The organism is Vibrio sp. 10N.222.51.C5, assembly GCF_041474575.1.
Lineage (GTDB): Bacteria > Pseudomonadota > Gammaproteobacteria > Enterobacterales > Vibrionaceae > Vibrio > Vibrio crassostreae_C.
This window is the reverse complement of record NZ_JBFRUJ010000021.1, coordinates 47,162-59,945: the sequence shown is the minus strand read 5'-3', so window position 1 is coordinate 59,945 and position 12,784 is coordinate 47,162. Positions and strand designations below refer to the sequence as shown.

Genomic DNA, 12,784 nt, shown 5'->3' with positions numbered 1-12,784 from the left:
CTTAAGATCCTGTCTATGATAGTGCGTTGAGAGTGGCTAGTGTGTGATATGTAGCCGGATATACTTTTCTGGAAAGCTGTATTTGAACCTTTTCTTCGTCGGTAGGTGTTTTTTCGCCTGCTTGCAAACTTTACTATCTCCAGACGTTCTCACCTTTTTGATTCTTGCATAACCTTTAGAGTGCTTCATCTCAATCATCAGATCGCAATAACCCTCGAAATCAACATTACTCTTGTTGAGCCCTTTCATGACGGTGACTTTTATCTTTTTAGCAACAGGATTAACCAATGCATCGTCGGGAAAAGCGACTGGGGATAAAAAACATAATAGTAATACTAGATATCTCATACTGCTCTCTCTTTGTTGAGGGTGAGAACAGTATGCGGAGATTTAAGAGAAATGAAGGATTAACTTAGTATGAGGATTGACCAGCTAACGCGTAACTCTCAACGATTACGCTTTCTTTGAGCCTTTAGACTTAAAACCATTATGCGGGAACACGTTACGAATACGTTGCTGTACGTTTTTAGGAACATCTTTAGTGAACTTGAGATTGTAACCAGAACGTTTTGCATACACTTTTAGCTCGCCTTTAAAGGTATTGTTATGACCAATCTCTTGAAGGTTGTGCTTAAAGCTCGGTGGAAGATGCCCTTTAACTTGTTCGATCGCCCCGTCGCTAAATTTAATTTTCAATACCGGTCGATCGACTGCTACTAACCAAAAAACTAATACCGCACCGATTAAGATTACGTACATCATAATGTCACCACTACTGTTGATGGTTATTTATCGTCAGAAAGGAGCTTGCTTAAGTCTTCTTTGAGGCTAGTCACCGTCTTGCTGGCCTGCTCACTACGAGACGCTTCGCTAACCAAATACTCGATGGCATCTGAGAGCGTACAACCTAGCTCGTTCGCACGTTGAGATAGCTTTTCCCATACACGGTAATCAAGGTCGATTGATTTCTTCTTTGTATGAACTTGTTCAGCATTGAAGTGGCGTTTTCGCTTAGCTCTGATCGCTTGTTTAAGCTTGTTATCGAGCTCAGGAGACATGTTGTTAGAGATCCACTCAAGAACACCCGTAGGCTGGTGTTCCAGCTTCAATAAGGCTTGAACAGCAACGTCAGCTTCACTTGAATCAATATGGCAAGTAATCGATTCACCTTCTTTCCACTTTTTGACCAGATAGTTCCATTTCCAACCACATTCCAAGTTTTCAAGTTGCTGATATTTCATGTCTAATCTCGAGAGTTAATCCTAGTGACAGCGTAACCCAGAATAGGTTATTTCACAATTATTGTCTTGAAAGAATAGACCAAGATCATACTTATATTAGCTTAGTGATTAGTAACTACCACATAGAGCTACAAGCGAGATCGGTTTTTCTATATACTCCCTACCTCATTATCATAATCAGAAACTTAAATGACTCAAGTAGATTGGCGACATGTTACGCCTCAGTACGACGAATATAGCGCTCAATTAGAGCAATTCCCTGACATCTCGCCTTTCCCGTTTTCAGATATTCAACATAGATTCAAAGATGCGCTAACCCGCTTTGTTCGCTTGTCTAACCTTTCGCGCGTTTTACTGGTAAATGCTCCGGACAATTCAATCTATCGTCAAATGATTGTTGAATCTCTAGTCACTGCTTTAGATGATCACACTCTGCCGGTTATCAAAACTGAGTCTTTAAATGCTGCCTCTCTATTTGACCAAGTTCAATCGAAAGACGGTAAGGTTATTGCGACAAAACCTGGCCTACTGGCTAGAGCAAACAACGGTTATCTGATCGTTTCAGCAAACCTGATCTTGGCAAACCCAGGAAGCTGGTTACTGCTTAAATCTGCGCTGCTTGGTGAAGCTGTAGAGCCTATCAGCAGTAACCCTGAACACTTGAATCAGTCGCCAACCTTACCTCTTACTTACAATATTAAGTTAATTGTAGTTGGAGACAGAGCTCAACTAGGTGACCTTGATTACCTAGACAGCGATATTCAAACCGGTTTTTGCCTATTCAGCGAAATTGAACAGGACATTAAGCTCTCAGAAGACACTCTGACTCAATATCTTGGTTACCTTAAGTGGCTTCAACAACGCTATGAATTACCAAACATCACGCAACAAGCGTTGACTGGCATTCTTACTGCCGGAGCAAGAGAAACCGAAGATCAAAGCTATATCCCACTGTGCCCTATTTGGCACAACGCGTTATTGAACGAAGCTTTGATTGAAGCCGACAATGGTGAGATTGATATTCACCATATCCAGCAAGCTCAACAGCACAAATACAACCGTGAATCTTATCTACCAGAACGCGCCCTTGATGATATTCGTGATGGCCAAGTCATTATCGAAACTGAAGGTGAACAAGTTGGTCAAGTTAATGGATTGACGGTCATCGATGTACCGGGACACCCAATATCGTATGGTGAACCTGCACGAATTTCCTGTGTTATTCACTTTGGTGATGGTGATATTGCCGATGTTGAGCGCAAAGCCGAGCTGGGTGGTAATCTTCATGCTAAAGGCATGATGATCATGCAAGCATTTGTGAGCAGCGCACTAAACCTTGAAGATCCATTACCATACGCAGCTTCCGTAGTATTTGAGCAGTCTTACTGCGAAGTAGATGGCGATAGTGCTTCTCTTGCGGAGTTGTGTTCTCTGGTTAGTGCTTTGTCTGAATACCCTATCAATCAACAAATTGCGGTTACAGGTGCAGTTGACCAATTTGGACGTGTGCAAGCTGTTGGCGGGCTAAACGAGAAAATCGAAGGCTTCTACCATGTGTGTAAGCACAACGGCTTAACAGGCGAACAAGGTGTGATCCTTCCAAGATCGAACTTAAGGCATCTTGCACTAAAGCCTGACCTTATTGAAAGCATTAAGAATGAAGAATTCCATATTTGGTCTGTGTCTAATGTAGACGAAGCAATTCCTCTCATTATGAACAAACCATTTAGAGACGATGAACAAGAAAGCGTTCTGAGTAAAATCGCGGAACGTATTGAAAACTTTGAAAGACATGAGCACCCTATTGGAATCGTTGGACGCATTAAAAACTGGTTTGTCTAGTACTGATCGGACTTGTTTAGCGTACACCTGTTCACTAATATGCACCTATCAAAAATCGGAGTAATTGATAATGCAAAACAAACGTGATTCTTACACTCGCGAAGAGCTTCTAGCATCAAGCCAAGGCGAACTATGGCCACAAGGCCCTCAACTACCAGCACCGAACATGCTAATGATGGATCGCATCACTAAGATGTCTGAAACTGAAGGTGATTACGGTAAAGGTTTAGTTCTTGCTGAGCTGGATATTACTCCTGACCTATGGTTCTTCGATTGTCACTTCCCAGGTGACCCTGTAATGCCTGGTTGTCTAGGCCTTGACGCAATGTGGCAGCTGGTTGGTTTCTACCTTGGTTGGGTTGGCGGCGAAGGTAAAGGTCGTGCTCTAGGGGTTGGCGAAGTGAAATTCACTGGTCAAATTCTGCCTACAGCGAAAAAAGTAACTTACGAGATCCACATGAAGCGTGTTGTTAACCGTCGTCTAGTTATGGGCCTTGCGGATGGTCGCGTACTTGTTGATGGTAAAGAGATCTACGTTGCTAAAGATTTGAAAGTTGGCCTTTTCCAAGATACGTCAGCATTCTAATCTAATAGTTAGATTTTTAGTAAAGCAGCCCATGGCTGCTTTATTTTCGTTCCAATAAATTTAGTTATAGTGCATTAAAGTATCCCGTATTAAGCTTGAAACAGGATAAATCCACCAGCGATACGCTTATGATAGCGAAACTATAATACTTTATAGCTCTGGGGAGCTTATCACTCGTCTGAAACTAACAAGGCTCCGGCCGTTGTAATCAACAGACAATGGAGCCCTGACCTTGAATTCTTTACGCCCTATCTACTTATAGAGACCTGATTGCTTGTCATCTTTGGCGTCACGCCATCCACCTAACCAATAAGACCTAGAATCCATTTGGCTATATGGGCAAGCTTCTTGCGACCGTCCATTTAAACCAGCCTTGTAGCCTTGAGATTGTGCTCGTTCTAGTCGATCACGCTTTTGTCTCTTCATAGTGCAGTCCTCATACGGGTGTTCCATTTACTAACATACAATGATTACAACTTTACGGAGTTTTTGTGACTCCAACTTTAAGAATCGGTCAAATTTTCACTTTTCTCAAGGCGAAAAAAAGCCCGAGTTCAGAATTGTGAACTCGGGCTCAGGAGATAAAATTATTTAAATTTTCTGCGGAACCCTAATAGACCAAGCACAGTCAAAGTTAACCAACCTAGGCTACCACCTTGGCGCTCAACTTTCTCGGTGTCGGTGCTACGAGTTACTACGCTATCAATGTCAGAGCCAGTGTCATACCTTGCTCCCTTGATTGGGATAAGCTTAACAGCTACAACCTTTTCGACTGCGTTAGATGAGGCACCACCACAGTATGAGTTGTGTGATGTTGTGTCATAAGGCTTATCATTACCGTCGACTGTACATTTGATAGCCGTTGCTGAAATCACGCCAGCATCATTGATATCCGTCGCATCAATGATTCTAAATTGGTTATTGTGACTAGACGCATCACCATCATTTGTTAAGTCATCTAACCACCATGCTTTACCACCAAAAATATCAACACGGCGTTCATCAGTTGAAGACGGGAGATCGTAAGGGTAAATAAAGCCTCTGTGTCTTCTTTCGCTGCCATCGACTTCACGCGTCGTTTCCGCATCGATCTGGCCAACAAGTTCATTGTAATTATTTACCGCTTTAGCTTCACCGCTTGAGCCACTGAAGAAGATACCGCCAGACAAATACGTTGCTGTTGGGTTTTTAGCATCCGTTACAATAAAAGGCTTATTACCGGCACTTCCATTTTCAGGAACATAACCGTTACGTTTTGAATATCCAACTGCAAACAAGTTGTCGTTAATATCGGTTGCTACTGAGTTACTGTATCTAGCATCATCGTTAGATGAACCAGACTTAACCTCTGCACCGCTAATTTGTGTAGTTGTCCACGTTGCCGTAGCGAGATCGAGTGAAGTACTCACAAAGACACTTGCATTCATATCTTGTAGATCGCCGTTTCCATCAGCAGTATTATAGCCTACACCATAAAAAAGAGAGTCCGATTCAACAATTGAACGCATACTGCCTTGGGCAAAATAATCGCCCTGTTGAGCGTTACCAGATCTAATCCAGTCGATCTCTTTCGTTATTGTGCCATCCCAAATAGCCGCCTTTGAACTAAACGTTGTATCTGACGTATCCGTTTTAGCTCCTTCCGTAGATACACTACCTACATTGTAAACTTTGTCGTTACTTGCTTTGATAGCGTGCCATGCACGAGTTTCCGAAGTGCCTGTTGGCCCATTTGGTGTAGTTGTGAACATCGCGTTATTACGAATACCACCTTCAGATTTAACCCCCAAAGGCTCAACTTCATCGGCATCGTTTATATAAAGCGAGTTAATTACCGTATTGCGGCTATCAAAGGTTTCGCCACCTTCAACAAAGGCTTTCGCATTGACATGAGTAAGGTCGTTTCTTTCCTTATTCCAAGTATCATTCCAACGATTTTGAGCCCAGCTTTCACATGTAGAATATCTCAGCTCTCGATAACAATAGTTTTCGAAATCATCACGCTCTTGAATGTACTGAAATGGTGCATCCATTGCGAATGGTACTTCTTCACGATAACTTACCGCTTCAAGCGTATCGCGAGTCTCACCAGCAAGTTTAAATGCACTATCGGTACAGTTGGTTGCAGCTGAATCGAAGCAACCTAACGCAAGCTCATTCGTTCCGTCTGTCGCAACACCAGGTTGAATCGCCACACCATAGATTTCAGAGGCACCTGTAATTGAAGGAGTGACTTCAACGACCTTGTAAAGCGCAGCATTGGCATTAGTTGCAGCTAAAACTAATGCTGCAACTGTAGTTAATTTAAATTTAGTACAAGTCATTATTACTTCTTAACTTTCCTGTTGTAGTGCCTCGAGCTCTTCCCAGCGCTCAAAAGCAACTTCAAGCTCCTGCTCTGCTGCAGATAGCTTATCTAATACTGGTTGTGTCTGCTCTACAGATTTTGAAAAGAAGCTTGGATCGTTGACTTCTTCCTGAAGAGTTTCAATTTGAGTTTCCAATTCTTCCAAACGCATTGGTAGCGCTTCTAGTTCTCGTTGTAGCTTATACGATAACTTCTTAGGTTTAGCCTTAACTGGCGCAGTTTTGGGAGTTTCCTCAACTACTTTCTCAGGCTTTGATGGCTTTTCAACCTGTCGGTACTCTAATGCTTGTTTTCTTTGCTGCTGAGCATCGTGGTAACCACCAACAAATTCTTCAATAACACCATTACCTTCAAAGATCCAACTTGTCATAACCGTGTTATCAACAAACTGACGATCGTGGCTCACTAAAAGAAGCGTACCCTGATAGTTGGCAAGCAAATCTTCTAAAAGTTCCAAAGTTTCGATATCTAGATCGTTGGTTGGCTCATCGAGAATCAATAAGTTGTTCGACTTAAGGAAGATACGAGCTAGTAACAGACGGTTTTTCTCACCACCAGATAGTGCTTTAACAGGAGTACGAGCACGTTTTGGAGAGAATAAGAAATCTTGTAAGTAGCTTAGTGCATGACGCTCACGGCCACCTACAGTGACTTCTTGCTTACCATCCGCTAAGTTATCGATTACAGACTTCTCAGGATCTAGAATTTCGCGGTATTGGTCAAAGTAAGCGACTTCAAGCTTAGTACCACAATGCAAACGACCTGAATCAGGCTTAAGCTGGTCAAGAAGCAGCTTAAGTACCGTACTCTTACCACAACCGTTAGGACCAATCAGAGCGATACGATCGCCACGCATGATGTTGAAGCTGAAGTCCTTAACAATTTCTTTGCCTTCAAAGCCAAAGTTAAGATTCTCAGCTTCAAATACAATCTTGCCTGAACGCTGGCCATCGTCGATTTGGATAATCGCTTTGCCCTGCACTTCACGACGGTTCAAACGTTCTTCACGTAGCTTCTTAAGCGCACGAACACGGCCTTCGTTACGAGTACGACGAGCTTTGATGCCCTGACGAATCCAAACTTCCTCTTGAGCAAGCTTCTTATCAAATTCAGCGTTTTGCATTTCTTCTACACGAAGCGCTTCTTCTTTCTCAACAAGATAGTTTTCGTAATCACCCGGGAAAGAGCTCAATTTACCGCGATCAAGATCGACAATACGTGTTGCCATCGATTTAATGAACGCACGGTCATGCGAGATAAAGATGATTGAACCGCGGAAGTCTTTCAGGAAACCCTCTAACCATTCAATGGTCGCAACATCTAAGTGGTTAGTCGGTTCGTCAAGTAGAAGCACGTCAGGGTCACATACAAGCGCACGAGCAAGTGCTGCTTTACGTTGCCAACCACCAGACAAATCCGTCAGTTTGGTTTCTGCAGTTAGCTTAAGCGCCGCCAATACGTTGCTTACGCGATCTTCAAAGCGCCATGCATTCGCATGATCCAATTGCTCTTGAACACGAGTAAGACGATTTAGGTTCTTTTCACTAGGGTCAGTACCGATGAGATCCAGAAGATCATGATAGATCTTCAGCTGTTCACCGATTTCAGCTAGGCCACCAGCAACGTAATCATAAACGGTACCTTGCTCATTGCGCGGTGGATCTTGCTCAAGGCGCGACACAACCACATCTTGTGTGATTTGCATCTTGCCGTCGTCCATGATGATGTTCCCAGACAGGATTTTCATCAACGTAGACTTACCAGCGCCATTGCGCCCTACTAAACACACACGTTCGTTTTCTTGCAGTGCGAAGTCCGCACGATCTAATAACGGGTGATCGCCAAACGCTAATTGCCCATTATGAATTGTAAGTAATGCCATTCTTCTTTAACCAATCATTAAGTTCTAACAAGCCAAATGGCCAGTTAAGCTCTGAGCTTTGAGAAAGGTCAGAGCTTTCAAATTTGAGCACCGGAATAGTGACCCCGTAACGGGAAAAGAGCTCATCATCAAATGCAATGTCAACAACGTTGACGTGATGGCTAATGTTTAACTGTTCCGTGAGTTGGAATGCCATCTCACATAGATGGCACCCTTCTGTACTGTAGAGAGTCAGCACTCTATATCCTTATACGATCTCTTAACTACTTATGTGTAATCAACCAGCAGTTATGAATGTGCTTATTGCGAGAGAAGTCCAATGGAAGTGTCTTCGCTGAGATATTCTGAGCCTTAAGACCTAACTCATCTAGAGCTTCCAAGTCCATTTTGAAGTGACGCTTGTTGTTAGAGAACACAATCGTGCCTTCTTCACGAAGAAGACGTTTAAGGTTTTCCATCAGCTGAATGTGATCACGTTGAACATCGAAAGATTGATCCATACGCTTTGAGTTAGAGAACGTAGGTGGATCGATAAAGATCAGATCATAAGAACCCTGCTCTTTAGCTAGCCATTGTAGACAGTCAGCTTGAACAAACTGATGTTGACGACCAACACGACCGTTAAGCTCCATGTTCTCTTTCGCCCACTCTAGGTAGGTATTAGACATATCAACAGTAGTTGTAGAACGAGCACCACCCACAGCAGCATGAACAGATGCACTTCCTGTATAAGCAAACAAGTTTAGGAAATCCTTACCTGCGGCCATCTCACCGATACGACGACGAGTGATCTTATGATCTAGGAACAACCCGGTATCTAGGTAATCATGAAGATTAACAATCAGCTTAACGCCATACTCGTTCACTTCTAAGTTCGATGAGTCTTGAGCCAATTTCTGGTATTGAGAACGGCCTTTCTGTTTCTGACGAACTTTAAGCACAACGTTGTTTGCTTCTACGCCTGTTACTTGAATAGAAGCACGGATGATATCGGTTAAGCGACGTTTTGCCTTCTCTTCCGGTACATCTTTAGGCGCTGCGTATTCTTGAATCACAAGATGACCTGGGTATACATCAATCGCTACATTGTATTCTGGTAAGTCCGCATCGTAGATACGGTAACAATCTAATTGCTCTTTCTTAGCCCACTTGCCAATTTTACCGATGTTCTTTTTAAGACGGTTTGCGAAGTCAGGAGCAATTAACTGTTCTTGCTCGCCCGTTGGACGTTCTGACATCGGACGATCTGAAATTGAGTAGTTCTTTTGGTGACACGGTAACGCACCGTTATTCAATTTGAACTGTTTGTCTGCACGCATGCGTAAGCAGCTTAGTAGCTCGTCTGAGCTAGAGAAGATAGATGCGTTACAGCCACCAAATTCAGCTTTGAGCTGTGCACCGAATGCTGTGTAAAGTGCAATAAGACCCGGCTCGGTACCAAGACGTTCACCGTAAGGCGGGTTAGAAACAATCACACCATCAGTAAACTCTGTAGGACGCTTAAGCTTTGCAGCATCGCCTACTTCGAATTCAATCAACTCTTCAACACCGGCACGACGAGCATTGTCACGCGCAGTTTTGATCATACGTTCATCATTGTCGTAGCCATAGAACTTACATTCCACTTTCTTAACACCACGACGACCTTGAACGTTCGCTTCAGCTTTCACTTCAGCCCATAGCTCTGGTTCGAAATCTTCTAGTGATTCAAAACACCACTTCTGACGTTTAACACCTGGAGCCATGTTTGCAGCCATCATCGCCGCTTCAATCACTAACGTACCTGAACCACACATTGGATCTAGGAAAGGCTTAGTTGCGTCCCAACCACTACGAAGAAGAATCGCGGCAGCAAGAGTTTCACGTAGTGGTGCTCGACCTGATTCAGGACGGTAACCACGTTGGTGAAGACCGCTACCTACCATATCAACACCAAGAATCGCTTTATCACGGTGTAAACGAACGTGGATACGAATGTCTGGGTTCTCTTTGCTAATAGAAGGACGAGGTAAAGACTTCTTCTCAAAGCAATCAACAACGGCATCTTTTACTTTCATCGCACCGTATTGGCTATTACGGATTTCGTTGTTCGTACCATTGAAGTCAACAACAAAACGCTTAGAGCTATGGAATTGATTTACCCAGTTAACCGCAGTGGTTGATAGGTACAAATCCATGTCGTCCATACAAGTGAATTCAGAAAGGACACGTACAAATCGAGAAGCCAAACGGCTCCACAAACAACAACGATAAATTTGCTCATTGGTCGCTTTGAATTTAACACCTGCTTGAACAGGTTTTGCGTTTGTAATCCCTAGTTGGGTTAGTTCTTCAACTAATAAATTCTCAAGGCCGTTTGAGGTAACCGCTAGATATTGATTCATAGTGTTCTTTTATTGATAAAAATGAGTTCGATTATACCTGAATTTGTAACTAGAGCATCACACTAAACACGTCTTTTCATTGAATCTTTCGACTAACTGGCTAGCAAATGCACAGTCTTGAAGCGATCGCTCACCCACATCCCCTTAGAACATAAGACCTATCAAACCAACTTCATTTCTGACCACTTATTAACCAAAGTAGCAATGTGAATTTATATTCACCTCAAAACTGGTATATACCAAATGAGATTTATGGATGAAATTTAACTACAAAAGACCAAAAACAGGGAATAAAGACGGTAGATTTACTCTTCTGGCGATGAAAACGGGCAGAAATTAAGGTGAAAAAATAGTCGTAAGTTCACTATTTAAATGGTTAAGCCGTGATGTATTTATCAGGATGAGGTTTTTTAGGCACAAAAAAATCGGCTAATGAGCCGATTCTGAGGAAGGTTTATACGTTTGTGTGCTGCGATGCGTGGTTGAAATGATGTGCTAGATTAGAGGTTAACCTACCATCGCTATGTGTGTCTGATGAAGGATAGCGTTCGCGTCTACCATTCTATCGTGCATCACCTTGATTGAGTCTCCAAATCGCAGTCCTTTTGAAGGCGTTAACAGGAACTCTTCTAGGTCAACAAATGCACATAGGCTCGCACACTCTCCCACTTCTAATACAATGAAATACCCTAAGCTATGCTCGTTATTCATTTGTACAATATCCCCTTCTTGAGGATATTCATGGCCAGTACCTTGTGAGTCGAAGAACCAACTCTTAGGCTGTACAGGCTTATGGAAACGCTTTGCTGCCACACAATAGAGTGCTAATTCAGCTTGACGAGGCTCAGACAGTTCTAAGCCAGAAATTTGTTCTTTGAAGGTTTGGTATGAAGATGCGTCATCAACGGTGAATTCATTATCTCGAAACGCGCAGTCCACCAGCTTATTGCGGACCAGATTCGTTTTGAAAATCATATCCTCTCCGAGGTTTAGCATTAATGAACATTGCTGCTCATCGTAATACCAACTCCATGTATCGCTAGGTTTAAGCATCATTTCGTCTCACACTGTTGAACCATTCCATTAGGTAAAACGCAAAATTACCTTCAATTACAGTAATTTTACTGAGCAATAGGCAAAAAAAAAGAGGAAATGAATTCCTCTTTCTTGTCGCTTTTCTCTACAACTCAGTGAGTTACAGTGTCTCTTTTATTAAGACGATGCCAGATTGTCGCTTTTCAGAAATAAAAGCGTCTTGCCGTTTAAAGATTTTTAACGATGTCACCTACAAGGCCTGGACCTTTGTAAATGAAACCAGAGTAAACTTGTACAAGCTTAGCGCCTGCCATCATTTTCTCTTTTGCAGCAACATACGAGTCAACACCACCTACTCCAATGATCGGCAGTTTGTCACCCAGCTCTTCGTGAAGTTTACGAACTACTTCAGTACTACGAGATTGAACAGGACGTCCACTTAGGCCACCCGCTTCATCGCAATGTTTCATACCTTCAACGATTGAACGATCCAATGTTGTATTTGTTGCGATCACACCATCGATCTTATTTTTGATCAATGATTCACAAATTTGGCGAATTTCGTCGTCGCTTAGATCCGGAGCAATCTTAAGAGCAAGAGGAACATATTTACCATGCTTCTCTTCCAGTTCAGATTGTTTCGTTTTAAGTTCAGACAATAGATCGTCTAGAGCTTCGCCGTATTGTAGAGAACGAAGTCCTGGAGTGTTTGGTGAAGAGATGTTCACAGCAATGTAACCAGCGTATTGATATACCTTCTCCATACAGATCAAGTAATCTTCAGCGCCCTTTTCAATTGGTGTGTCTTTATTCTTACCAATGTTAATGCCTAAGATGCCATCGTAGTTCGACTTCTTAACATTCTCAACAAGGTTGTCGACGCCTAGGTTGTTAAAACCCATGCGGTTGATGATACCTTCAGCTTCAACAAGACGGAATAAACGAGGTTTGTCGTTACCCGCTTGCGGACGTGGAGTCACTGTTCCTACTTCTACGAAACCAAAACCCATTGCGCCAAATGCATCAATACATTCGCCGTTTTTATCTAGGCCAGCAGCAAGGCCAACTGGGTTTTTAAAAGTAAGACCCATGCACTCTACAGGTCGGTGAGGTAATTGTTGGCGATACAAAAGATCAATAGGTGTGCCTGTGAAGCGCTTGAAATTTTGAATTGCAAGATCATGTGCCTTTTCGGCATCAAGTTGGAAAAAGCCAGTTCTGGCTAGACGGTAAAGCATTGTGCCTCCGATAGAAAAAAGCCCCGTGTAAACGGGGCGCTATTATTTACTTATTTACCCAACTATTCAATCTATTACTGTCTGTAAGGGTAAGATAATCAAGTTTGCTAACGAATGAGGTTCATTATTAAGCAAACGTTATCGTTTCTTCAAGTTATTAAGCCATTTCTAATCTCAACCTTAGTACAGCCATCAGGTCACTTAACAA

At 42.7% G+C, this 12,784-nt stretch carries 12 protein-coding genes; 2 read left to right on the top strand and 10 right to left on the bottom strand.

What is annotated here, in order from left to right:
- Positions 1 to 36: 36 nt before the first annotated feature.
- From AB4558_RS07935 to matP, 3 genes are all read right to left on the bottom strand, one after another.
- Positions 37 to 348 (bottom strand): hypothetical protein, encoded by a 312-nt coding sequence (locus tag AB4558_RS07935; RefSeq protein WP_017059671.1) that lies wholly within the window; start codon positions 346 to 348, stop codon positions 37 to 39.
- Positions 349 to 453: 105 nt separating this feature from the next.
- Positions 454 to 762, bottom strand: a complete 309-nt coding sequence (locus AB4558_RS07930) for a DUF3634 family protein (RefSeq protein WP_017059672.1) — start codon at positions 760 to 762, stop codon at positions 454 to 456.
- Between the two features lie 23 nt (positions 763 to 785).
- Positions 786 to 1,241, bottom strand: coding sequence for a macrodomain Ter protein MatP (matP, locus tag AB4558_RS07925; RefSeq protein ID WP_010440786.1), 456 nt, complete (start codon positions 1,239 to 1,241; stop codon positions 786 to 788).
- Positions 1,242 to 1,430: 189 nt separating this feature from the next.
- Between matP and AB4558_RS07920 the strand changes: the two genes are divergently transcribed.
- Both AB4558_RS07920 and fabA read left to right on the top strand, forming a co-directional pair.
- Entirely contained in the window at positions 1,431 to 3,083 is a 1,653-nt protein-coding gene (locus AB4558_RS07920; protein ID WP_017066880.1) for a Lon protease family protein, read from the top strand.
- Between the two features lie 70 nt (positions 3,084 to 3,153).
- A complete protein-coding gene (gene fabA, locus AB4558_RS07915; protein ID WP_017059675.1) occupies positions 3,154 to 3,669 on the top strand; it encodes a bifunctional 3-hydroxydecanoyl-ACP dehydratase/trans-2-decenoyl-ACP isomerase in 516 nt (171 codons plus the stop codon).
- A gap of 252 nt (positions 3,670 to 3,921) precedes the next feature.
- Here the strand turns inward: fabA and rmf are convergent, their stop codons facing one another.
- The 7 genes from rmf to pyrD form a co-directional block, all read right to left on the bottom strand.
- Positions 3,922 to 4,095 (bottom strand): ribosome modulation factor, encoded by a 174-nt coding sequence (rmf, locus tag AB4558_RS07910; protein WP_017059676.1) that lies wholly within the window; start codon positions 4,093 to 4,095, stop codon positions 3,922 to 3,924.
- Between the two features lie 161 nt (positions 4,096 to 4,256).
- Positions 4,257 to 5,993: a DUF3466 family protein gene (locus AB4558_RS07905; RefSeq protein ID WP_372074869.1), complete on the bottom strand. Its 1,737-nt coding sequence runs from the start codon at positions 5,991 to 5,993 to the stop codon at positions 4,257 to 4,259.
- A 9-nt stretch (positions 5,994 to 6,002) separates the two neighbouring features.
- The gene (locus AB4558_RS07900) at positions 6,003 to 7,919 is read right to left on the bottom strand and encodes an ABC transporter ATP-binding protein (protein WP_017063849.1); all 1,917 of its coding nucleotides are present in this window, start codon (positions 7,917 to 7,919) and stop codon (positions 6,003 to 6,005) included.
- Entirely contained in the window at positions 7,897 to 8,157 is a 261-nt protein-coding gene (locus AB4558_RS07895; RefSeq protein WP_019823251.1) for a glutaredoxin family protein, read from the bottom strand. Before AB4558_RS07895 ends, AB4558_RS07900 begins: the two co-directional genes overlap by 23 nt.
- A gap of 25 nt (positions 8,158 to 8,182) precedes the next feature.
- A complete protein-coding gene (rlmKL, locus tag AB4558_RS07890; RefSeq protein WP_372122137.1) occupies positions 8,183 to 10,303 on the bottom strand; it encodes a bifunctional 23S rRNA (guanine(2069)-N(7))-methyltransferase RlmK/23S rRNA (guanine(2445)-N(2))-methyltransferase RlmL in 2,121 nt (706 codons plus the stop codon).
- A 507-nt stretch (positions 10,304 to 10,810) separates the two neighbouring features.
- Complete coding sequence (locus tag AB4558_RS07885) at positions 10,811 to 11,359, bottom strand: cell division protein ZapC (protein ID WP_017063848.1); 549 nt, start codon at positions 11,357 to 11,359, stop codon at positions 10,811 to 10,813.
- Between the two features lie 206 nt (positions 11,360 to 11,565).
- The gene (gene pyrD, locus AB4558_RS07880) at positions 11,566 to 12,576 is read right to left on the bottom strand and encodes a quinone-dependent dihydroorotate dehydrogenase (protein ID WP_017063847.1); all 1,011 of its coding nucleotides are present in this window, start codon (positions 12,574 to 12,576) and stop codon (positions 11,566 to 11,568) included.
- Positions 12,577 to 12,784 lie beyond the last annotated feature (208 nt).